Raw genomic sequence first — 21671 nt, 5'->3', positions numbered from 1 at the left:
TGTCGCCCCGCCGAAAGGGATGGCCCCGTGACAACCGACCCCCGCACCATCCGGCCCTGGTTCGGCCGGACACCGCGCCGAATCGTGGCCGTCGCCGCAGCTGCCCTGGCCGTCGTCTGCGCGGCGATCGCCGCGATCGGCTGGGGCGTCGCCTCGGCCCGCGACCAGATGATCGGCGGACCGGTCTCCGATGAACAGGCCGCGGTCATCGTGGCCGCCGCCCGTTCCTGCCCGATGCTGAGCCCGGCCCGGCTCGCCGGCCAGCTCATGGCCGAGTCGAAACTGGCCTGGAGCGCGACGGAGACCGCCTCCGGAGGCACGGGCATCGCCGGACTCGACAACCAGGACTGGAAACTCTGGAAGCCGTGGCCGGACGCGGAACGCTCCGACGGGGCCGCGAACATCGTCGCACTGGCTCACCAGGTGTGCGACTACAGCGGCAAGCTGCGCCTCGCCAACGTCTCCGGTGACTCGTGGCGGCTGTCGGTCGCCGCCTTCCACAGCGGCCTGGAGTCGGTGACCACGGCCGGCGCGGTGCCGCCGGACGCGGTCGACTACGTCGACCAGGTCAGCGGCTACGCCGCGTACTACGGGAAGCGGACCCATCTCGGCGGGCCCGGTGGCGTCGCGCCGACCGGGCCGGAGGTGGACGCCAAGGGAGTCCCGAACGAGTACGTCGATCTGCTCCTGCGGGCCGGCTCGGTCTGCCCGGCCGTGACTCCCCCGGCGGTCGCGGCGCAGCTGATGGCGCTCTCCAGGTTCGACCCGAACCTGCTCGGGCCCGCCGGCCAGCGGGGAATCGCACAGTTCCTTCCCGAGGTGTGGCAGGCGTACGGGCCAAGCGACGCCTCCGCCTGGGAGCCCGCCGTCGCGATCCCGGCCGTCGGCACCGCCATGTGCGCGATGGCCGGCGAACTGTCCCCCCTTGAGGGCGACCCCTACCTGCTCGCGCTCGCCGCCTACCGCAGCGGCCCGACCGCGGTGCGGCAGAGCGGCGGCGTCCTCGACGGCGACACCAAGGCCTTCCTGAAGTCGGTCAAGTCACTCACCGACTTCTACGCGCTCGACGGGCGGCTGGTGGTCGGCGTCAAGCCGGCCCCGTCCACGCCCGCGCCACCGTCGGTGACCCCTGCCGCGCCGACGCCGGCCGGTCCGGGCACGCCGACCCCGACGGCCGGCGATCCGCCGGCCCCGCCGACGCCCTCCAAGCGGCCCGTCCGTCCCGTCGGCGCAAAGCAGCTCTACCACCCGATGAGCAAGCTCTGCGTCAGCACCGGCGGGACCGTCGGGGGGACCCGGCTGACCTTGAAGACGTGCGACAACGACGACCCGACCCAGTGGTGGGTGGTACTCGCCGACGGAACGTTCCGCGCCTCGGGCCTCTGCATGGACGTGCAGGAGGGCGCCAATAAGGACGGGGCGGCCGTCATGGCCGCCACCTGCAACGGAAGCCCCACCCAGGTGTGGCGGATGAACAGCAAGGGCGGCGTTCTCAACCTGCACATCCTCAAGGCGCTGGATGCGAACGTGAACGTGCCGAACAAGCCGCTGCTCGTCTGGACCTTCGTGGAGAACCGCGAGCAGCAGTGGGCCTGGCGCTGACGAACGGCCCGGGTACGCGGCTCGTCCGCGTACCCGGGCCGTGCCTGCTCCGCTATCCGATCGCGCGGCGCCGGAAGCGGATCGCGAAGACAAGACCGATCGCGGCGACCAGCCCGAGGCCGAGGAGGACGGCGAGCGCGGTCCCACCGCCGCCCCCCGCGTTCTGCTCGCCGGACACCTGCCGCTCCTCGTCGAGCTTCTTGGCCACGGAGGCAGCCGGATTGATCATTCCGGCGCCATATCGGGCGTCCCCGTTCTCCATCGCGTCGGCCGTACTCCGAATGCGTTCCTTCACCTGAACGGCAGTCAGGTCGGGGTAGGCCGCCCGGACGAGCGCCGCTTGACCGGCCACGAACGCCACCGCGAACCGGGTACCCGTGTTGCTCATCACCCCGGTGCCACTGATCCCGAGACTCGCCACCTCGACCCCCGGAGCGACGACCTCCACTGTCCCCTGCTGGTACTCCTCGGCGAGCTGCCCATCGGCGCCGACACCACCGGCCAGGAGCAGCGCACCGGTCGCGGACCGCTCAGAGCCCGATGGGGCGGTGACCGGTTTCGTCGGCGCCCCCGCCACCACGACCACGTCGTGGTTCAACGCCGTGGTGATGGACGCCGCCACCGTGGGGGCTCCGAGGTCGACGTCGGCGCCCAGCGCGACGACCGAGGCGCCGGCGCTGACCGCCACCTCGATGGCGTTCGAGGCGTCCATGGCCCGACTGCTCGCGGAGGGCCCCAGCATCCGGATGGGCAGGATCGTGGCGTCGGGCGCGATGCCGACGGGAGTCTTGTCGGCGCTGGTGGAAGCGCTCGCGGCGATGATGGACGCCATCGCGGTGCCGGTACCGAGGCAGTCGGTATCACCCCGGCCGTTCCCGGCGGTGACGTCCGCGCCGACGGCAACCCGACCATTGAGCTGCGGGAGCTTGCCGTCCACACCGGAGTCGACCACGGCAACCATGACACCGTTGCCCCGGCTCATATCCCAGGCGCCGTCGGCCGCCAGCCGCAGCTGGGCCCAGTTGGATCGGCTGCTCGACCCGGCGGTGGCGGTGCACCCGGAAGGCGCGCCGCTGCCGTTCGGTGGCCCGCTCGGCGAAGCGCCCGGGCCGGGTCCGGCCGAGGGCGACGTGGTGACCGGCGGCTTCGGGGCGGTCCGGGACGGCTTCGGGCCGGGCCGGGAGGGCTTCGGGCCGGGCGGGAGCTGGCCATACTGCACGCCCTCACCTGCTGCGTCCCACGGAAGCACCAGGCGCCAGCCGGGGTTGAGCTTGGCCGGATCGGTCAGCCCCGCGCCGTCGGCCTGGACACGCCCCGCGTTCAGGTTGTAGATCTCCGCCGACCGTTCGCCGCTACCGAGGAAGCGCACCGAGATCTCGGTCAGGTTCTCCGGCTGCCCCTGGTGCTCCGCCGCGACCACGTAGAACTTGACATATGCCTGCGGGTCCGGGGTGGGCGCCTGAGCCGCAGCCGCTCCCGCCGCCGCCACGAGCACGCAGCAGGCAGTCGCAACGACCGCCATCAGGCGTGCAAGGGTTGGACGCTTCGCTAGCACTGATGTCCTCCTTCAATCGCCGAGCCCGATCGCCTCGGCTGTCACCGTCTATTGCGGATCAGCGGCCGGTTGGTTCAAATCAATCTGAACCGAAGTTTCATCAACTTCGTGGTGTGGGCAGATCTGGTGTCGGCGGACCGAGGGTACCGAGAGCGCGGTGTGCGGTGGATCGCGGCTGGCCGCCCCGATCCCGGCGGGCACGAAGGCAGAGTGGATGGATGGTGGTGAGCGCATGAACCCGGTGACACCGACGATCGACGCGGGCATCGACGAGCTGCCGGCCACCCGACGGTTTGACCCGCGCAGACACCTGCGGATCGCCGGCCTGTTCGACCTCTGGCTGGAGCCGGGGCCCGAAGGCGGGCTGGTGGTGCCGACCGAGCCCAGCGTGCCGCTCAATGCGCGAGGCATCACCGACCTGGTCCGACGATCCGGTGAGGCCGCGCACGACGTCCGGATCCTGACCAGCGACGGCACCGGCAACAGGGACCTGTTCAGCGAGGTCGCCGGCCTGCTCGGACATGACGTGCTCGTGAGCCCCGACGGCGCCGACGTCCGACACCGGTACCGGCGCCAGGAGAACGCGGAGGGTGGCCCGCTGCACGCGGTACCGCTGGACCGGGTCACCCGCCGCAGCATGGACTGGGTCGTGATCCAACCGCCGGACCTCGCCACCCCGCTGCCCGGCTGGTTCGCAGTCGACCGGGGTGTGGTCCGTCCCCGTACCGGTCTGGTCGGCCTCCCGCTGCCGGCCGGACTCGCCCTCGCCACCCGGGCCGACTTCGTGACCCGTCGCGCCATCGCACACCAGCTCACTGCCACATCGGACGGACTGGTCACCGTCGCCGTCACGGCGCGGGCAGAGGGATTCCTCGTCGGGGATTACGGCGGGACCCAGACGGTGCACGGTGGTGAGCAACTCGCCGCCCTCCTCGGCGACCTTCCGCTGTACGGCAGTGACCTGCGGCTCTGGGTCACCTGGCCGTCAGATCCGCAGGAGCAGCGGGGCCTCGCCGAGCAGGCACGGGACCTCGCCGAGCAGACCGGCGCCACGGTCTGGACACCGGCGCCGGGCGGCAGCGCCGAGCTGGTCGACGGTGGCCGCGACCTCCGCGCGCTCGACCCCGCCGGAAACGCCGGTGAGTGGCACGCGTACCGGCCCGGATCCGCCGCCGGCCCGTTGGCACTGCGTGCGACGCCGGACGGTCTCCTCGTGCCGGCGCTGGCCCGCGTCCGCATCACGGTGTCCCCGCGGCTCGCGCTGCCCGCCTCCACGCCGGCGGATCAGCCGGTTTCGGCGCACGATCCGGTCACCGTACCGGCCACGGCCCTTGATCGCCCCGCCCTGATCACCGAGAGTCGTCGGGCCCCGGTGTACGGCCCCGCGTGGCTTCCACCCGGGCAGCAGGTCAACGCCGAAGAGTTCGAGGCGTTCGTCGTCTGCCCCGTGGACCCCGCCCGCGCGGTCGCCGAGGGCGTGCAGAGCGCCGAGCTCTTCCTGACCGCCCTCCTGGACCCGGGTGCCGTGCCGACCGACACCTACCTGCTGCGGGTACGCGTCGCGCCCGGAGGCGCGATCCCCATGACGACGCTCCGCTCGCACATACCCGCGCGTCTGCAGCATCTGCGCGGAGTCAACGACGCCTATCTGCTGCCGGCGGGACGGCTGGACCGGGTGTCCCCGCTCAGCGGATTCCGCACCTACCGGTTCGGCCGGCTCCTTCCAACGACCGACTGCGCAGACGGACCGCTGCGAATCCACTGCTCTTCCCGGTACCGGACGATCGCCGGCCTGCCCAACGATGTCCGCCGCTGGCCCGGTGTCGGCAGCCGGCGGGCGTACGCCCTCGTACCGGCGTCGGGCAACCGCCTGCCACGCGGCTGGCTGCGTCTGCACCGCAAGGCCCCGCCGGCCCGGCCGGGCCGGCTCCTGCTGGAGGTCCGGGTGCCCCGGGGCCGCACGATCGACGTCACGTCGACGGCCGAGATGCTCGCCCCGCTCACCCGGCTGCGGAGCCAGGCCGAGCGGCTCCGGGCCGCCGGGGTGGAGCTGATCGTGGGCAGCCGCTCGTACGAGCGTGTCCAGGTCCGCCGCGTGTACCGCGCAGAGGAGCACGCCTGGCGGCGCGTGCCGGGGACCGTGACCGGGCCGCTCCCGGCCGTACTCAGCCAGGTTCAGCCTCCGTCCCCCACCCGAACCGACCACCGGCCGCCGGGGATCGGACCGACCACGACCGGCACGTAGCGACCGCCTGTCGCTGCGGCGAGCCCGCGCATGTCGTCCGCCGCGCCTGCCGGCAGGCCAGCGACGAAGATCACGCACGGATCCGGCGGCCCCTCGCCCGGAGGTGGCGGTGACGGCAGGCCGGGCAGCGTCTCGTAGCCGTTCAGGTCCACCGCGCCGAGCGCTTCACCGACCACGGCGACCCGGACGCCCTCGGAGTGGAGTCGTCGGGCGAGTGCGGTGGCCAGCCGCTGGCAAACGTCGAGGGCCCCGACAACCGTGAGGACGTCGGGCACCTGGCCGAGATCGACGTGGAGCCGCCACGGGCCCTGCCTGCCCAGCACCAGCGGCACGGTTGCCGGGGGCGCCGGTTCCGTTTCGCCGAGCCAGGCGTAGGCGGGTGTCTCCCGACGCTTCGCTGCTCCGACCAGTCGGACGTGCACGGGACCTTCCTCGCTGAGCAGATCGGCCCGCAGATAGGGCACCTCGCCCGGGGCCAGAGCCGCCGGCCGCGACCCCACCGCCCGCGGCTCTGCCGGCAGCGGCTCTGCTCGTAGCGGCTCTGCTGGCAGCGGCTCTGCTCGTAGCGGCTCTGCTGCCCGCGACCCCGCTGCCCGCGGCTCTGCCGGCAGCGACTCTGCCGGCAGCGGCTCCAGTGCCTGCGGCTCTGACGGCAAGGCGGTTGGCGTCGGAGTACGTGGCGGCGGCACGGTTCGCGATGGCGGCAGGGGCCACGACGGGCTGGACGGCGGGGACGCACGAGGCGGCGCGGGCGTTTCCTGCGGTAGCAGGGCTGCGGCAGTCGCGCCGTCAACGGTGTCGGTAGCGACCTCGGCGGGGGCCGGGGTGTGGTGTCGCTCCGGCGGCCACGGGCCGGTGTCGTCGAGGGCAGCCGTGCGCAACCGGTACCCGCCCCGACGCAGCGTCAGCACGGCGAACATGGCGAGCACTATCGCGAGGATGCCGGCACCACCCCTGACCAGGAGGGGCGCGAACCGACCAGCGTCGGGGTTGCCGGAGGCCCGTGGGGCGGCGGCGCTCTCCGTCACCGCCGGGGCCGGCGTCGGGGACCGGGCGACGGCGCTGGACGCCGTAGAACTGGGTTTCACCGCAGTGGTGCTCGGCTTGGGCGCCGCAGCGCTCCCGCCGGGTGGCGAGGACTTCACCCCGATCGTCGGCAGCGCTCCACTGCGCACCCCGGATCCCCTGGCGTCGCGCGGCAGCACGAGAAGCCAGCCGGGTCGCAACTCGACGCCGTCGGTGAAGGTGCCGCCGTCGGGCTGCTTTCTGCCGATGTTGAGCTGCGTGATCTCCCGGAACCGGTTGCCGTTACCAAGGGTACGCAGGGCGATGTCGTACAGGTACTCCCGCTGGCCGTTCACCGGCGGTCCGACCACGTAGTACCTTCCTGTCTCGTCCGGTGCCGCAACCGCCGGTACCGTCGGCGCGGTCAGCACCAGACCGACCATCAGCAGCACCGTCGCCAGCGCTTTCCGCATCAACACCGCTGCCCTCCACGCCCTCGCATCATCGCCATCCTTCCGTCCCGGCCCCCTTCTACGCAGCGGCGTCCGGGAGGTTCAACCACCCAGCGGATTCGACCGGGCCGGTCCATCGTGGACGGAAGTAGGTGGTTCGAGCCCGACCTTGGTCGCCCGGGGGGATGAGCAGACACTGCGCGCCCGGAGTATCAAGCAGTGAGAAGCACAGATGGCGTTTCGCGAACGGTGATCACGGCCCGGTTGCGCGGGATCGCCGCCCCTGGCATCGCGACGCCGTCACCAGTCCTGCCCCGCCTCGATGGATATGTCGCCCGCGGACCGATATCCGTGGAAGCCACCGACTGCGGCGCCCAGCGTCAGACCGAAGAGCCCTCCGATCCACCCGTGCAGCCAGACGATCAACAGGACGATCGGGTAGGTCGGCAGCGCCATGAACACCAGCCACACCACTGGAACGATCATGAAAGCGCCGTTGCCCATTCCGCGGAACGCGAAGCCCAGGACCACAGACCCGATCTTCGTCTTGACCAGCAGTCCGACGATGGCGACGCTGACCGCCACGAGCACCCCCTGGACCAGAGCGTCCGTTGCGTTGGGAAAGCGCTCCAGTAGCCAACCGCCCACCGGGGCGACCAGGATCGCGGCCAGCGGCATGGCGACGATTGTCATGAGCACCGCCACCACCGCCGCGCCGGCGACAGACCAGGCGACGCGCGAGACAGCGACCCCCAGGCCACGTAGAACGCCCCGCTCGTGCTCGATCGCGACGACGACGGGCCCCAGTCCCAGAAAGTACGCGGCGAGCGTGACGCCGACCCAGCCGGCATAGCCCGCGCCGCTGCCGAACACCCAACCGGCCACGCCACCAACCATCGACCCGAGCACGGCGCCGACCATCTCCGTCAGGCCCCAATGACGGTTGATCATCGCTTTCGCTACTCGTCGCATCCGGGTCATCATGAATCCGGATGTCAACTGATACGAACCTGAGCGTTACCGTCCGCGACAACCGGGCCCGAGCCGTGGCACTTTGGTGTTCCGGAACAGTCCTCCCGGACGGCGGGCCGGGTGCCGCCCACCCCGGGCTCCCGGACCATCCATGCCCCGACAGATCCACGGCGTTCGCCGAAGGCCTGCACACTCGGCGTGCTGGACGGCCGGACACGTGCCAGCCTGACGAGGCAGCCGTAACGACGGTCCTGGCCCGCGACACCCGCTCTGCCACAGGCCAGGACCGCGCCCCTAGACGAGGTCGAAGGACTCCCACGGGCCGATCGCCGTGCGATTCGCGATCAGCGCCCCGGCGCCGGCGTCCTCCGCGCAGACGTACCTGCCGTTCGCGGCGCTGCGGAAACTGACGCTGCCGTCCGGGTTCGTCACCTTCGTGAACGTCTCCCAGCCGCCGATCGCGTCGCGGTCGGCCACCAACGCCGCCGCGCCGGCCTGCTCCGCGCAGACGTACCTGCCGGTCCTGCTGGATCGAAGGGCCACCAGTCCGCCACCGGCGTCGACGACGGTGAACGTCTCCGACGCCGAGGTCAGCGAGGCGACCAACGGCGAGCCCCCGACGAAGCGGCCGTTGGCCCGGGACCGGATGCCGACGGCGGCGGGCGCGGTCGGAGTGGAGCCGAGCACCGGTGCGGTCGGCCGGGTGGGGGTCAGCGCGATCGCGCCCTTGAGCATCCGACCACCGTCACCGCTGAGCCGCAGGTAGTAGTCCGCCGAGCACTTCGTGCCGTCCTCGTCCAACGGCAGGAACTTCGAGCCGACCGGGACGAACGCGGCGGTCTCGGCCGTCTTGGCGATCTGGTTGCCCTCGTTGTACTCGTCGAACATCGAGATGTAGATCGCCGGCGCGCCGGCCCTGATCACGTTGTAGAACTGCCGCCACATGAAGTCGCCGTGCGCACGCTGACGCTCCTGCAGGTCACCGGGGAGCACGCAGGGCTGGTAGTCGATGCCGTGCGCCACGCAGTCCTGCACGTCGGGCAGCGTGACGTTCGTGTAGAACCAGTCCGACCCGGCCACGTCGCCGATCCGGCCCACCATCCACGGCGAGATCATGTCGTACGCGTGGTAGACGTCGGAGAAGCCGGACCGCGAGTCGCCGTTGCTGTCGCCGCTGCGCCAGTGCGTCGGCGTACCACCCATGACGTACACGCCCTGCGCCTTGAACCAGTTGATGACGTCCAGGCAGACCGGGGCGCTCCACGGATGGTTGCTGTCGTTGAAGCCGAATCCCCAGATGCCGACGACGGGCTTGCCGTTCTGCCTGGCGTACGCCGGGGAGACCGTGTACGCCTTCATCTTGCTCGTCCAGTCGTCCTTGATCTGCTGCTGCATGTCCGTCCAGCCGCTGACGTCGTACATGATGTAGAACTTGCGGCCGAACTCCTCGGCCGCGTTGCGGACCTTGATCGTGACGGCGTCGCGGATCGGGCCCTCTCCGCCGACCGGGTTGAAGCGCTGCAGCGCGGCGGTGTCCAGCCCGTTCTCCCGCATCCAGCGGAAGTGGGTGTCCACGGTCTGCTGGTCGTAGGACGAGAACAGCGAGGCGGGCTGCCCGTTGCCCAGGTTCTGGTATCCGGTCTTGTACACCCGGTCGTAGTCGCGCACGTCCGGCCACGACTTGAGCGCCTCGTTGACGGGCGAGGGGGTCTTCTGCCAGTCCTGGCCGTAGTGCCACCAGCCCGACAGCGGGCTTCCGTCGCCGGCCCCGGTGAACCACCCCTGGTAGCCGACGGTGATCTTTCCGACCACGTCGCCGGGCGGGCTGACCGCGGCGGCGGCGGGACCGGCCGTCAGGGCGTCGAGCGAGACGCCGGCGACGGTGGCCGCGGTGCCGGCCATCGCGGAGCCGAGCAGGGTACGGCGGGACAGCCTCATGACAGTGGCCACTTTCCTCAGGGGACGTTTCGCCCGGATCGTGGAGCTGAGGGTGATCCGGACGAGATGAGGTTAGTGAGCCGGTTTGCCGAGCATCAAGCGGAGCGGAAGAACTTCAAAGAACCTTAAGAGTACGAGGATCGTCGACGGCCGGAGCCGGCGCTGGGCGGTCGTCACGGGGCATCGGCGGGTGCGACACCGAAGGTGATCCGGATCATCGCGTCAGCACCGAACTTGTCGTGCGCCACGAGCATCTCCGTATGTGGAGGGTCCCCGGGGCGATATGCCGGAAGGCTCGGCCGTACGTGCCGACTCCGGGCAGGTCGATCCGTCTCGACGATCGACCTGCCCGGAGTCGGCACAACCGGGAGATTCAGGCGTTGACCTGGGCCCGCTGGGCACGGTCGTAGAGCGGCTTGGTGATCGCCGAGGTGAACTGGGGGCCGATCAGATGGCGGGTGCATCCCTCGTCATCGAACTCGCACGCCTGGTGTGCGGCGTCGAAGTAGTCGGCCCAGGTGTTGACGCCCACGACGGCCCCCAGGCCGGACAGGGGATCGAATCTCGCCAGGCGAGGACCGCCACTGGAGCCGCCGCCCATCACGCAGGCAGCACCCCACTGGCCCTTCGGAGTGGGCCAGTCGGCGGTACCGGGATGCTCCCACGCCGGACCCGTGCAGTAGGCGAGCCGCCGACCGGTGTACTCCGCAAGACCCTTCCTGGCCGGGTCCGAGGCGGAGCGTGGGTAGCCGAACTGGTAAACGACCTGCCCGCCGGGCAGGTCGAAGCCGACGCTCTGCGCGACCCCGACCACGTCCTGCACGCGCCGGCCACGCTCGTCCTTGTTGAGGACCACGAAGGCCTGGTCGTACGAGTCGAATCTCGGGTCCTGGCCATCGTTCTGCGTCCAGGCTGAGTCGACGACCCCGACGCGCCCGACGAACCTGCCGTACGGTGCCCGGCCCTCCCGATAGCCGGGTACGAACATCACATGCGTCGCCCACTCGCCGTTCTCGCCGAGGAGGTCGGTGCTGTGGACGCAGTGCCCCGCCGTCACGACGGCGCTCCGGTTGGCGCTGTCGACAACGGTCGCCGTGCAACTGGAGTCTTCGCCCTGGCTGGTGAAGAAGAGCCGGCCCACCGTCGGCACCACGGCGTTGGACCGGGTCCAGGGAGCACCGTCCGGTCCACTCGTCGAAGGACTGCCCGACAGCGGCTCGTTCAGCGCCGCGAGCCGCTCCGACGTCCAGTAGTCGAGGACCGCCTGTCGCTCGGCGACGGTCATCGCCTGCTCGTGGGTCGCCACGCTCGTCGCCTTGGCAACCGTCGATGAGACAGGCGCGGCGGCGGCCGCGCTCGGTACGGAGATGGCGGTGCCGAGGACAAGCATGGCCGACGTGAGCATGATCGGGGCGCGTCGGCCCGCGCCCAGCCGGCGGCGTTCTGGTGTCGTCATGCGCGACAACCTACGGATCGAGTGTCAGGAACCCGTCAGGAAGCGTTGAGGATGTCCCTGCGATGAGATCCGGACGGCGCTCCTCACCTCGTCGAGGCGCGGGGTTCGGCTTGAGGGCCGAGTCTGGTGCGGATGGCGGCGGCGTCGGGGTGCTGGAGTTCGTCGAGGATGGCCAGGGCGTGTTGCCAGGCTTCGTGGGCGGCAGCGGTGTCGCCGATGGTGTGGTGGGTGTCGCCGAGGCGGGTGAGGGTCTGGGCCTCGTGGAGACGGTTGCCGAGGTCGTGGAACAGGGTGCGGGCGTTGTGGTAGCAGGTGATGGCCTCGGTGTGGTGCCCCAGTTGGTGGTGGGCGTGGCCGAGGGTGTCCCAGGTGTTGGCCTGTCCGGTCTGGTTGTCCAGCTTCTGGTTCAGGGTGAGGGCTTGGCGGGCGGCGGTGAGGGCCTGCTCATTCTCGCCGAGCAGGGTGTGGCACCAACCGATTCCGTTAAGTGCCCTGCCCTCTCCGACCAGGTCCCCGGCTGCCTGGAACAGGGCGAGGGCGAGGCTGGCGTGGTGGAGGGCTTGGCGGGCATCTCCCTGCCGATCCCACATCCGCCCCAGGCTGAGGTGGGTGTGCCCCTGCCCGGCACGGTCGCCGGTCTGGACGCCCATCTCGAGCGCGTGTCGTAGCTGGGAATGAGCGTCGTCGAAACGTCGCAGAGCGATATAGGTGTCGGCGAGCAGGCTGTGGGTGTTCAGCCGTGCGACCGGATCGCCGAGTCGGCGGGCGGCGGCGACCGCGGTGCGTCCGGCGGCAGCCAGGTCGTGCCAGTGGCCCCGGCGGAGGAGGAAGGTGCGCAGGGTCCACGTGAGTTGCCAGGCGTGGGCGTCGAAGCCGGTGGTCGCGGCGTGTTCGATGGCGGCGAGCAGCACCAGGCGTTCGACGCTGAACCAGTGCATCGCCTGCCGGTCGTCGGTGAGCAGATGCGGGGAGACCTGCGGATCCGCCGGGATGAGGTCGATCGGGTGCCGGGTCGAATACAGCAGCCGGTCACCGGCGTGCGCGGTATGCAGATAGTGGTCCAGGAGTCGGGCGGTGGCACTGCGGCGATGCTGGTCGGTGTCGAGGGTGTGGGTCTGTTCGGTGGCGTAGGCGCGTAGCAGGTCGTGGAAGGTGTATCGGCCGGGGGCGTGTTCGGTGAGCAGGCTCGCCCGGATCAGCTCGGCCAGCAGCCGGCGGGTCTGCGCGGTGGTGTGCCCGGCGAGGTTGGCCGCCGCGGTGGCGTCGGTGTCGGGGCCGGGGTGCAGGCCGAGCAGGCGGAAGAGTCGGGCGGCGTCCGGGGTGAGGGTGGCGTAGGACCAGGAGAACACCGCCCGGACCTGGTGGGTGGGGTCTCCGGTGTCGAGGGTGTCGAGGCGTTGTTCGGCGTCGCGTAGCTCGGCGGCCAACGCGGCGAGTGGGAAGCGGGTCTGTTGGGCGCGGGCCGCGGCGATCGCCAATGCCAGCGGTAGCCGGGCGCACGCGGTGATGATGTGGTCGGTGGCGGTCGGGTCGGCGTTGACCCGGTCGGCGCCGATGCGGCGGACGAGGATCTCACGGGCTTCGTCGTAGGTCAGCACATCGAGCATCAGCGGGTGTGCGCCATGGGCGGCGATCAGGCCGGTCAGCGGGTTACGGCTCGTCACGAGGGCCAGGCAACTGCCGGCGGCTGGCAGCAGCAGGCGGACCTGCTCGACGTCGCGGGCATTGTCGAGCACGATCAACAGGTTCTTGTCGGCGATCAGGCTGCGGTACAGCCCGGCCTGGGCGTCCAACCCCTGTGGGATGCGTTCGCCGGGCACGCCAAGGGCGTCGACGATCCCGCGGATCGCCTCGGCCGGGTCCATCACCTGCCCGCTCGGATCGAAGCCGCGCAGGTTGACGTAGAGCTGCCCGTCGGGGAAGCGATGCGCGACGGTATGCGCCCAGTGCACCGCGAGGGCGGTCTTCCCGACCCCGGCGGTGCCGGACACCGCGGCGATCACCACCGCGGACGGCTCTGCGCCCGCGCCCCTGCTCAGGCCGTCAGGGAGCGCGTTGGCGTGGTCCACGGGCACAGAGCCGGCGGGCGCAGCAGACGAGGGCACGGAGAGAAGCCTGTCCAACTGGTCGAGGTCGTGGCGGCGGCCGGCGAAGACGGTGACGTCGGCGGGTAGCTGCGCAGGCACGACCGCCCGCCCACCCCGGCCCTGACGAGCGGACGCCTCCTCCGGGTCCGCCTCATCGTCGTGCTCGGCATCGGCGCGCCGCACGACGACCGGCCGCTCCAGGCGCTGGTAGCGGGCGTGCCACCTGTCGAGATCGAACGACTCAGCGGGTACGTCGATCCGATGCACCTGAGCCTGGCGGGCACAGGCGCTCACGAACGCCTCGACAGTTGCCCACCGCGGGACACCCGGCCCATTCAACAGATTGCCGACCGTCGAGGTCCGCAACACCAGACCCGCCCGGTCTGCGTGAGCGACCAGCGCCCGGTACGTGGGCCGGCGGACCAGGAAGAACAGCTGTTGAAGATCTGCCCGGAACGCTTCGACCGGGCCACCGCCAACACCATCGTCGCTTGTCACGTCCTTCACAGGACCACAAGAACAACGTGTACCGAAACCACCCAACCATGATTCGTATGTCCGATTTCCAGCTCCGTCCAGTTTGCAACTCCATCCAGTCTGGACCGCACCGGACAACCCGGCCCTCACCATCGATTGCAGACCGGCCCTCCGGGTCGCGGTGTCGGACCCGGTCGGTGGCGAGCAGCGGTCCGACGGCGGGATCGGCGACACGGCCATCGCTCGTGCGGTAGGGCCGACGCTCGTGCGGTAGGGCCGGCGCCACGGATTCCGACGGACAAGAGAGGGGACGTCATGCGACGAATCAGTGTCGGCGTGGCGGGGACGGCGGTGATCCTGCTGTGTCTGGTCGCGGGGTGCGGTACCCAGCAGAAGCCAGCGGCCGCACCGCGTTCCCTGCCCGCCATACCGCCGCCCAGGCCGGGGACCGCACTGCCCCTGGACGAGTACCTGCCATCGCCCGACGAGCAGGCTCGGTCGGACCGCGCCCAAGCGGCGCTGGAGCGCACCTGTCTGATCCAGTTCGGGCTGCGTTGGGAAGGACCAGACGAGTCCGAGTTGGACTTCGGCCAACGGTCGATCGCGTCGGAGCGTGCCGCGCGGTTCGGGGTGGTCGACGAGGACCAGGCCGCGCAGCGCGGATACGAGGCGCCGCCCTGGAGCACCCACGACCCCGAGGTACGCGCGGCCCTGACCGAGCACCACCACGACACGCCAAGCGAGCTGAACGAGGTGCTCTACGGCCTCGCGTCCCAGTACGGCGGTAAGCGCGTCCCTACGGGCGGGTGCCGAGCCGAGGCGGCCGCCCGGCTGATGACGGGAGCGCCCAGGGCAGACCGGAACCTTCCGGTCCAGTTGGAGCAGCAAGCAGCGGCGGCGAGCACCCGGGATCCCCGGCTTGCTCCGGCCATAGCTGCCTGGGCGTCGTGTATGGAGCTCGCCGGCCACCGCTACGCCTCGCCCAGGACTGCCGCCAACGACCCCCGGTGGACAGGCACCGGCAACCCCACCGAGGCGGAGCGCGCCGTGGCGCTGGCAGACGTCCGATGCCAGAACAAGACCGGCTACCTGCCCACTCTCATCGACGTGACGGCTGAGCACCAGCGCGAGCTGATCAGCCGCCACGCCACCGAACTCGGCCGACTGAAGCACTCGGAGGACACCCGGGCACGGAACGTCGCCGAAGCGCTCTCCGCGGAACCGATGGACCCTTCACCAGGCGGAAGGCCAGCGGGATAGCTCCGCGTGAGAGCAACAGAACAAGACAGCACCATCCGCGAGGGAAGAGAGGACCTGACATGCGACGTATCCTCAAGGCCGGGCTTGGAGCCCTGGCCATCAGCGCAGTCTTCACGGGGCTGTGGGCCGCGCCGGCGAGCGCGCATCCGGTCAATCAGGGGAGCGACGAGGCGACGCACTCCTACGACGGAACCTTCTTGGAGTACTGCGACTACGAGTCCGACGGCCACTCGGTGTGGGTCAACTACTACACCGACGCGTCGACCAGCATGCGCTCGACGGAATCGGTCAATGGCTTCAACCAGTGCGGCCAGTACTACTTCGACAGCGTGCTGACGAACCTCAGGGTCGTCGAGGACAACCCCGCCAGCAGCACCAACTACTACGGCGCTTGGCACGGCTACCCGGTCGCGGGTAACTAGCCCCAACACGAGGACGATCACGGTGAGAACGGCGGGTGCCACGGGGCCCCGCCGTTCTCTCACGGTTCGGAGGCGGGCTGCGGCAGCGCCGCTGGCGAGCAAGAATGGCTGGACCCTGGCCGAAGCGCCGGCGACACCACCCCGGATCGGATGCAGCGGCTGCTCAACCGGTCCGCGTGGGAAATGGACGCGGTCCGCGATGACCTGTTCGTCTACGTGGCCGAGCACCTCGGCGACGACGACGGGGTGCTCATCGTCGACGAGACCGGCTTGCTGAAGAAGGGGATCAAGTCCGCCGGGTGCAGCGTCAGTACTCGGGCACGGCCGGGCGGGAACAGCTACGTGACGCGGTAGGCGGTGTAGCGGACCTGGTCGGCCTCGCGGATCGCCGATGCCACGAAGACGGACTGCTCCAGGACGGCCAGCGCGGGCACGGACGTCTCCAGTCGTACGCCCAGGCGGAAGTAGTACTCGGACACCTCGACGGCGTCGCCGCGCAGCAACGCCTCGAGGACCTCCGCGCGGCCGCTGCGGACGCCGAACGTCCGCAGGTAGACGTGACCGCCGTCGGCGGTACGCGCCGAGTAGCGCGTGTCGATCTCGATCGCGCCGTCGGGGCGAACGACCTGCCAGTCGGCGCCGCCGGGCAGGATGTCGGCCTCGAAGAGACCGGTGACCCGGCCGCCGACAACAGGCACCACGCGACGGTGACCGGCACGGGTCATCCCGTGGTCCTCCAGCGCGCCGAGGCGCACCTCCACCTCGAACGCGGACTCGAGCCCGGGAACCGGCGGGGCGGTCACGGGGTCCCGACCGGCGGATCGGCGCGTACTCATGGAGTGTCCTTGACGTGCGCGAGGGCGTCGCGGAGGCGTTCCAGCGCGGGCACCGCCGCGGCGAGGGCCGCGCGGTCCGCCGCCGGCAGGGTCGCCGCGGCGCGGGCGACCAGGTCTCCGCTCGCGAGGTCGAAGCGGTCGAACAGGTCGCGGGCCTTCGCGGTGGCGAGGACGTCGACGTGGCGGTGGTTGCCGGGACGGGGGCGACGCTCGACGAGACCGTTGCCCTCCATCGCGGTGAGCAGGTTGCTGACCGTGGATCGGCTCAGGCGCAGCCGCTCGGCCAGTTCACCGGGGCCGGCCACGGTGCCTCGGGGCAGGGCCCGCACGATCTCGATCTGCGCGTCCGGGATCTCCGGCAGGTGCTCGGCGGCCCGGGCTGCGGCCAGCAGCGTGCGGCGCAGCGGCGAGATCACCGACGCCAGTCGCGCCGCGTCCAGTTCGGTCGGCTCCGGGCCGGTCACGACAGGACGCCCGGGACGGCCGTCGGCGTCAGGGAGGCTCGTTCGTTGAGGTCGGCGGGGAGGAAACCGGCCGCCTTCTTGTAGCCGGTGGCGATGGCGGTGAGCTCCTCCGGCGGGATGACGTCGTGGATGTGCGTGAACCCGTCCGGCGCGCGCTCGTGGGCGAGCACCATCACCTGTTCCGGGCCCTGCCGCCGGTTGCTCAGCACCAGCGCGGTGGTCGCGGGCCGCCGGGCCGCCTCGTAGGCGTCGAGCGCCGCCCGGACCGTCGGCGCGGTGGCGAGGTGGAAGGCGAGGGTACGTGCGTCCAGGATCGCCTGCGACGCCCCGTTGGAACCGTTCGGATACATCGGGTGGGCCGCGTCGCCGAGCAGCGTGGTGTTGCCGTGGGTCCACGTGTCGATCGGATTGCGGTCCACCATGGGGTATTCGAGGATCTCGTCGGCGGCGGCCAGCAGTTCCGGCACGTTGAGCCACGCGAAACGCCAGTCCGCGAAGAGCGAGACGACCGGCGCGGGGTCGACCGTCCGGTTCCAGTCCGCGTTGGGCCCGGCGAAACCGGGCCCGCGCCGCTCGGCGACGACGTTGATAAGACCGGAGCCGATCGGGTACGCCACGAACTTCTGCTCCGCGTCCCCGGCCATGATCATGGTTCGCCCGTCCAGGAATCCGGGTGCCCGTGCCGTCCCCCGCCACAGGGTCAGCCCGTTCCACAGTGGCGCCCCCTCGCCGGGCCGATGGTGGCGGCGCAGCGCGGAGTGGATGCCGTCCGCTCCGACGATCAGGTCACCAGCGACGCCCACCTCCCCCGCCGCCGTCTCGAAGTGCGCGACGCCGTCGCGGACGCCGACGAGCCGGTGCCCGGTGCGCACCGCGTCGGCGCCCAGCCGTTCCCGTACCACGGCGAGCAGTTCCATCTGGAACCGGCCGCGGTGCACGGAAAGCTGCGGCCAGCGATATCCGGCGTCCAGTCCGCGTGGCTCGCTCCAGATCTGCTGACCGTAGCGGTTGTAGTAGGCAAGCGTGCCGGGTGCGGCGCCCAGCCTTTCCATGCGTTCCCCGAGACCCAATTCGGCCAGCTCGCGGACGGCGTGCGGGAGCAGATTGATTCCGACGCCGAGTGGGCGCAGCGCGGCGGCGCGCTCGTAGACGGTGATCTCACGGAAGCCGGCCCGGTGCAGGCTGAGCGCGGTGGCGAGGCCTCCGATGCCAGCTCCCACGATCACGATTGCCACGTCGTCGCCCTCTCCGCCCCACGCCACCAACCGCACAGTTTGGTGACAAAATCGTCGGCCGTCAAGACGTGTTCACATCGCCATCGGACCACTCGCACCGCTCTGCGATTCGGCCTTTAAGAATTCTTGACAATCAATCGCTGCTGCATGACGCTGATCGACGCGGTCGGATGCTTCCGGCACTCCGTCGACCCCACTTGTCAGGCTGCACAAGCGCTGCGCACGGAAGGGCCCGTCCATGAAGAAGGTCACCGCCCTCGCTGTTCTCGCCGGCGTCGTGATCGCCCTGACCGGCTGCACGGATTCCGATGCCACCGATCCGTCCCCCGGGGCGAGCGGCGACCTGCGGAAGGTCCGCGTGGCGGCGCTGCCGATCAGCGAGACCGCCGCGCTGTGGGGCGGCATCAAGGCGGGCATCTTCCGGGAGCAGGGCCTCGACGTGGAGGTGGTGCCGGCACAGGGCGGCGCCCAGGCCATCCCGGCCCTGATCAACGGCGACATCGACTTCGCCATCGGCCAGCCGTTCGGCCCGTTCCGCGCCGATCTGCAGAACCTCGGCGTGGTGATCATCGGGAACTACGCGTCGTCCTACGCCGACGGCGACGACATCAACGCCGTGGTGGCGTCCGCGAAGTCCGGTATCACCCGGCCGGCCCAGCTCGCCGGACGCAAGGTGTCGGTGAACAGCCTGGGCGCCGCCGGCGATGTCACGATCATGGCAGCGGTCGAGAAGGACGGCGGCGATCCCACCAAGGTCAAGTTCGTCGAGGTGGCTTTCCCGGACGCACCGGCCCAGCTCGCCGCCGGCACCATCGACGCCGCCTGGGTGACCGAACCGTTCATCACCCAGATGCGCAAGCGCGGTGACGTCCTCGTGGTCGCTCCGTACCAGGCCACCGTTCCCGGGCTCACCACCCTGACCACGATCACGTCGAACAAACTGAAGGACTCCGACGCCGAGCTGATCGCGGACTTCTCGGCGGCGATGAAAAAGACGCTCACCTGGGCCAAGGATCCGGCGAACGAGAAGGACCTCCGCCAGGCCATCAAGGACAACCTCGAACTGCCGGAGCCGGTGGCGGACTCGGTACGGCTCCCGGCATTCGGGTGGGAGCTCGACCGGGCCGGCCTGGAGCAGCTGGCGACGCTGGCCCAGAAGTACCGCGTCCTCGACCGGCGACCCGACTTCGACCGCCTCATTCAGCAGCAGTAGCCGACCGATGCGCAAGATCCTGCTGGGCGCCGTGGGTCTGCTGGGGTTCCTCGTCGTCTGGCAACTGATCCCGACACTGGGACTGGCCGACCCGCACGACCTGCCGTACGCGACGGACGTGTTCGGGTGGCTGTTCCAGGAGGTCCGAGACCTGGCGTTCTGGCGGCGGCTCCGGCTCACCATGACGTCCTGGGCAATCGGCCTGACGGTGGCGACGCTCGCCGCCGTCGCGCTGGGGACCGTGGTCGGGATGGTGCCGTTCCTGCGTCGCGCCACGCACACGACAGTCGAGTTCCTGCGGCCGGTGCCGTCGGTCGCGCTGATCCCCCTCGCCGTGCTGATGTTCGGCCTGCAGATGCGCGCCGCACTCGTCATCATCGTCTACGCGGCGTTCTGGCAGGTGTTCGTGCAGGTGATCTACGGCGTCGCCGACGTCGACACGGTCGCCCGGGACACCGCGCGGAGCTTCGGCCTCACCCGCTACGAGCGGCTGCGGTATCTCGTCCTTCCGACCGCTCTGCCGTACCTGATGACCGGCCTGCGCCTCGCCGCGACGGTCGCGCTCATCCTGGCCGTCACCGCGGAGATGGTGATCGGTAACCCCGGCCTCGGACGCATGATCGAGCTGTCGCGCTCCGCCGGGGACGCCGTCGGCCTCTACGGCCTCGTCGTGGTCACCGGGCTTCTCGGCGTGGTGGTGAACGTCGTGTTCCGCTTCGCCGAACGCCGCTCGTTGGCCTGGCACCAGTCGGTGCTCGCGGACGAGGCAACCCGATGACCGCCCTCGGGGCGGGCAGGGCCGCCCGGCGCGGCCTCGGCGTCCGGGTCGCCGAGGACGTCCTGTACGCGGTCGGGCTTCCCGTCCTGGCCGTGGGGCTCTGGGCCGTCTGGTCCACCCGGTCGGCCAACCGGTTCCTCGTCGGCCCCCGCCCGCTCCTCGACGCGTTCCGGCAGACCTGGATCGGCCCGGCGTTCGTCGACGACGTGCTGCCGAGCGTGTACCGGCTGCTGGCCGGCCTGCTCGCGTCGATCGTGCTCGGCGTCGCCGGGGGTGTCCTCATCGGCCGGTTCCGCCCGCTACGCGAGATCCTCGAACCGCTGCTGGAGTTCTTCCGCGCGATTCCGCCACCGGTGCTGATTCCGGTCGCGATGCTCCTGCTCGGCATCACCGACACCATGAAGGTCGTCGTCATCTCCTCCGGCGCGATCTGGCCGATCCTGCTGAACACGATCGAGGGCGTCCGGGCGACCGACAGCGTGCTGCTGGAGACCGCCGACTCGTACCGGATCTCCCGGTGGGAGCGGGTGTGGCTGCTGATCCTCCCGGCGGCGAGTCCGCGCATCATGACCGGCGTACGGCAGGCGCTCTCGGTGGCCCTGATCCTCATGGTCATCTCGGAGATGTTCGCGTCCTCGGCCGGCCTCGGCTACCGGATCGCCTACTTCCAGCGGAACTACCTCATCGCCGAGATGTGGAGCGGCATCCTCCTGCTCGGCCTCATCGGCGTCCTCCTCGCCGTGGCCTTCGGCGTCGTCGAACGCCGCGTCCTGCGCTGGTACCACGGAATGAGGGAGGTCACCCGTGCCTGACGCGAGTCCGCTGCTGCGGGTCGAGCACCTGCGCAAGGTCTACGCCTCCGGCCGGGGCGAGGTCGAGGCGATCGGGGATCTCAGTTTCACCATGATGCCCGGCGAACTGCTGTGCGTCGTCGGCCCGTCGGGCTGCGGAAAGACCACCCTCCTGAAATGCCTCGCCGGACTGCTCCGGCCCACCAGCGGCCTCGTCACGATGGAGGGATCTCCGGTGACGGGCCCGAGCCCGGCGATGGCAGTGGTGTTCCAGGAGTACGGCCGCAGCCTCTATCCCTGGCTCACGGTCCGGGGCAATGTGGAGCTTCCCCTTCGACACCAGAAGCTCTCCCGCGCCGAACGCGACCGGAGGGTCGCCGACGCCCTTGACGCGGTCGGACTGCCGCAGTCGGCACGCAGCCATCCGTGGCAGCTCTCCGGCGGGATGCAGCAACGGGTGGCCATCGCGCGCGCCATCGCGTACCGACCCGAAGTGCTGATCATGGACGAGCCGTTCGCGGCGGTGGACGCACAGACCCGCGCGGACCTGGAGGACCTCGTACGCGACCTGCACCTGAACCGCCGCATCTCCACTGTCTTCGTGACGCACGACATCGACGAGTCCGTGTATCTGGGCCAGCGCGTGCTCGTCCTGTCCCACTCGCCGACCCGGGTGCAGGAAGACCTCGTGATCGACCTCCCGCCAGAGCGCGATCAGCTCACCACCCGGGCGCTGCCCCGCTTCACCGAGCTGCGGACCCACGTCTACGCGCAGATCCAGCGGGCGAAGCGTGCGCCGGCCTCGGCACCGTGACGCGCCCCGCCGACCCCGGCAACGCCTATTCCCGCCGGCCGGCGACCGGGCCGCCCGGGCCAGTGCGGG

17 protein-coding genes and 1 pseudogene are annotated in these 21671 nt (G+C 70.7%); 9 read left to right on the top strand and 9 right to left on the bottom strand.

The window, feature by feature from the left end:
• The first annotated feature begins 27 nt into the window (after positions 1 to 27).
• Positions 28 to 1602: a ricin-type beta-trefoil lectin domain protein gene (locus ACQP03_RS13660; protein WP_433460940.1), complete on the top strand. Its 1575-nt coding sequence runs from the start codon at positions 28 to 30 to the stop codon at positions 1600 to 1602.
• 52 nt (positions 1603 to 1654) lie between these two features.
• On the opposite strand, the gene ACQP03_RS13655 is transcribed toward ACQP03_RS13660, so the two are convergent.
• Positions 1655 to 3124 carry a S8 family serine peptidase gene (locus ACQP03_RS13655; protein ID WP_396832774.1) on the bottom strand — a complete coding sequence of 490 codons (1470 nt, stop codon included), beginning with the start codon at positions 3122 to 3124 and terminating at the stop codon, positions 1655 to 1657.
• A 265-nt stretch (positions 3125 to 3389) separates the two neighbouring features.
• Here ACQP03_RS13655 and ACQP03_RS13650 point away from each other — a divergent pair, with 265 nt between their 5' ends.
• Positions 3390 to 5402, top strand: coding sequence for a hypothetical protein (locus ACQP03_RS13650; protein WP_433460939.1), 2013 nt, complete (start codon positions 3390 to 3392; stop codon positions 5400 to 5402).
• Here the strand turns inward: ACQP03_RS13650 and ACQP03_RS13645 are convergent.
• The 5 genes from ACQP03_RS13645 to ACQP03_RS13625 form a co-directional block, all read right to left on the bottom strand.
• Complete coding sequence (locus tag ACQP03_RS13645; protein WP_433460938.1) at positions 5333 to 6886, bottom strand: hypothetical protein; 1554 nt, start codon at positions 6884 to 6886, stop codon at positions 5333 to 5335. The genes ACQP03_RS13650 and ACQP03_RS13645 overlap by 70 nt on opposite strands.
• A gap of 273 nt (positions 6887 to 7159) precedes the next feature.
• Positions 7160 to 7831 (bottom strand): hypothetical protein, encoded by a 672-nt coding sequence (locus tag ACQP03_RS13640; RefSeq protein WP_357172064.1) that lies wholly within the window; start codon positions 7829 to 7831, stop codon positions 7160 to 7162.
• A gap of 294 nt (positions 7832 to 8125) precedes the next feature.
• Positions 8126 to 9769: a lectin gene (locus ACQP03_RS13635; RefSeq protein WP_357120964.1), complete on the bottom strand. Its 1644-nt coding sequence runs from the start codon at positions 9767 to 9769 to the stop codon at positions 8126 to 8128.
• Between the two features lie 373 nt (positions 9770 to 10142).
• Complete coding sequence (locus ACQP03_RS13630; RefSeq protein WP_357396570.1) at positions 10143 to 11225, bottom strand: trypsin-like serine peptidase; 1083 nt, start codon at positions 11223 to 11225, stop codon at positions 10143 to 10145.
• An 83-nt stretch (positions 11226 to 11308) separates the two neighbouring features.
• On the bottom strand, positions 11309 to 13810 hold the full coding sequence (locus ACQP03_RS13625) for an ATP-binding protein (protein WP_396832776.1): 2502 nt from the start codon (positions 13808 to 13810) through the stop codon (positions 11309 to 11311).
• A 294-nt stretch (positions 13811 to 14104) separates the two neighbouring features.
• On the opposite strand from ACQP03_RS13625, the gene ACQP03_RS13620 reads away from it, so the two are divergent.
• From ACQP03_RS13620 to ACQP03_RS13610, 3 genes and pseudogenes are all read left to right on the top strand, one after another.
• Positions 14105 to 15049 carry a hypothetical protein gene (locus tag ACQP03_RS13620; RefSeq protein WP_396832777.1) on the top strand — a complete coding sequence of 315 codons (945 nt, stop codon included), beginning with the start codon at positions 14105 to 14107 and terminating at the stop codon, positions 15047 to 15049.
• A gap of 59 nt (positions 15050 to 15108) precedes the next feature.
• On the top strand, positions 15109 to 15471 hold the full coding sequence (locus ACQP03_RS13615) for a hypothetical protein (RefSeq protein WP_396832778.1): 363 nt from the start codon (positions 15109 to 15111) through the stop codon (positions 15469 to 15471).
• Positions 15472 to 15493: 22 nt separating this feature from the next.
• A pseudogene (locus tag ACQP03_RS13610) lies at positions 15494 to 15803 on the top strand (transposase); the annotation flags it as partial.
• Positions 15804 to 15809: 6 nt separating this feature from the next.
• Here the strand turns inward: ACQP03_RS13610 and ACQP03_RS13605 are convergent.
• From ACQP03_RS13605 to ACQP03_RS13595, 3 genes are read right to left on the bottom strand one after another with little or no spacing between them, the layout of a single operon-like run.
• A complete protein-coding gene (locus ACQP03_RS13605; RefSeq protein WP_396832779.1) occupies positions 15810 to 16307 on the bottom strand; it encodes a DUF3237 domain-containing protein in 498 nt (165 codons plus the stop codon).
• Complete coding sequence (locus ACQP03_RS13600; RefSeq protein WP_357120946.1) at positions 16304 to 16771, bottom strand: MarR family winged helix-turn-helix transcriptional regulator; 468 nt, start codon at positions 16769 to 16771, stop codon at positions 16304 to 16306. The genes ACQP03_RS13605 and ACQP03_RS13600 overlap by 4 nt, the downstream gene beginning before the upstream one ends.
• Entirely contained in the window at positions 16768 to 17997 is a 1230-nt protein-coding gene (locus tag ACQP03_RS13595) for a flavin-dependent oxidoreductase (protein WP_433460937.1), read from the bottom strand. The genes ACQP03_RS13600 and ACQP03_RS13595 overlap by 4 nt, the downstream gene beginning before the upstream one ends.
• A 247-nt stretch (positions 17998 to 18244) precedes the next feature.
• Here ACQP03_RS13595 and ACQP03_RS13590 point away from each other — a divergent pair, with 247 nt between their 5' ends.
• The 4 genes from ACQP03_RS13590 to ACQP03_RS13575 are packed head-to-tail and all read left to right on the top strand — an operon-like array spanning position 18245 to position 21602.
• A complete protein-coding gene (locus tag ACQP03_RS13590) occupies positions 18245 to 19219 on the top strand; it encodes an ABC transporter substrate-binding protein (RefSeq protein WP_357172051.1) in 975 nt (324 codons plus the stop codon).
• Between the two features lie 7 nt (positions 19220 to 19226).
• Entirely contained in the window at positions 19227 to 19997 is a 771-nt protein-coding gene (locus ACQP03_RS13585; protein WP_357120936.1) for an ABC transporter permease, read from the top strand.
• Positions 19994 to 20809: an ABC transporter permease gene (locus ACQP03_RS13580; RefSeq protein WP_357120933.1), complete on the top strand. Its 816-nt coding sequence runs from the start codon at positions 19994 to 19996 to the stop codon at positions 20807 to 20809. The genes ACQP03_RS13585 and ACQP03_RS13580 overlap by 4 nt, the downstream gene beginning before the upstream one ends.
• A complete protein-coding gene (locus ACQP03_RS13575) occupies positions 20802 to 21602 on the top strand; it encodes an ABC transporter ATP-binding protein (RefSeq protein WP_357120930.1) in 801 nt (266 codons plus the stop codon). Before ACQP03_RS13580 ends, ACQP03_RS13575 begins: the two co-directional genes overlap by 8 nt.
• The last annotated feature ends 69 nt before the right edge of the window (positions 21603 to 21671 follow it).

It is taken from the genome of Micromonospora sp. CA-248212 (genome assembly GCF_050948405.1).
GTDB lineage: Bacteria > Actinomycetota > Actinomycetes > Mycobacteriales > Micromonosporaceae > Micromonospora.
This window is presented reverse-complemented; position numbering and strand designations above follow the sequence as displayed.

What these genes read in the sequence shown, in the direction of transcription:
- ACQP03_RS13620 (WP_396832777.1), top strand. Translation starts at nt 14,105, where the DNA reads ATGCGACGAATCAGTGTCGGCGTGGCGGGGACGGCGGTGATCCTGCTG.
- ACQP03_RS13640 (WP_357172064.1), bottom strand. Translation starts at nt 7,831, where the DNA reads ATGCGACGAGTAGCGAAAGCGATGATCAACCGTCATTGGGGCCTGACG.
- ACQP03_RS13590 (WP_357172051.1), top strand. Translation starts at nt 18,245, where the DNA reads ATGAAGAAGGTCACCGCCCTCGCTGTTCTCGCCGGCGTCGTGATCGCC.
- ACQP03_RS13630 (WP_357396570.1), bottom strand. Translation starts at nt 11,225, where the DNA reads ATGACGACACCAGAACGCCGCCGGCTGGGCGCGGGCCGACGCGCCCCG.
- ACQP03_RS13615 (WP_396832778.1), top strand. Translation starts at nt 15,109, where the DNA reads ATGCGACGTATCCTCAAGGCCGGGCTTGGAGCCCTGGCCATCAGCGCA.
- ACQP03_RS13605 (WP_396832779.1), bottom strand. Translation starts at nt 16,307, where the DNA reads ATGAGTACGCGCCGATCCGCCGGTCGGGACCCCGTGACCGCCCCGCCG.
- ACQP03_RS13650 (WP_433460939.1), top strand. Translation starts at nt 3,390, where the DNA reads ATGAACCCGGTGACACCGACGATCGACGCGGGCATCGACGAGCTGCCG.
- ACQP03_RS13585 (WP_357120936.1), top strand. Translation starts at nt 19,227, where the DNA reads ATGCGCAAGATCCTGCTGGGCGCCGTGGGTCTGCTGGGGTTCCTCGTC.
- ACQP03_RS13635 (WP_357120964.1), bottom strand. Translation starts at nt 9,769, where the DNA reads ATGAGGCTGTCCCGCCGTACCCTGCTCGGCTCCGCGATGGCCGGCACC.
- ACQP03_RS13580 (WP_357120933.1), top strand. Translation starts at nt 19,994, where the DNA reads ATGACCGCCCTCGGGGCGGGCAGGGCCGCCCGGCGCGGCCTCGGCGTC.
- ACQP03_RS13655 (WP_396832774.1), bottom strand. Translation starts at nt 3,124, where the DNA reads ATGGCGGTCGTTGCGACTGCCTGCTGCGTGCTCGTGGCGGCGGCGGGA.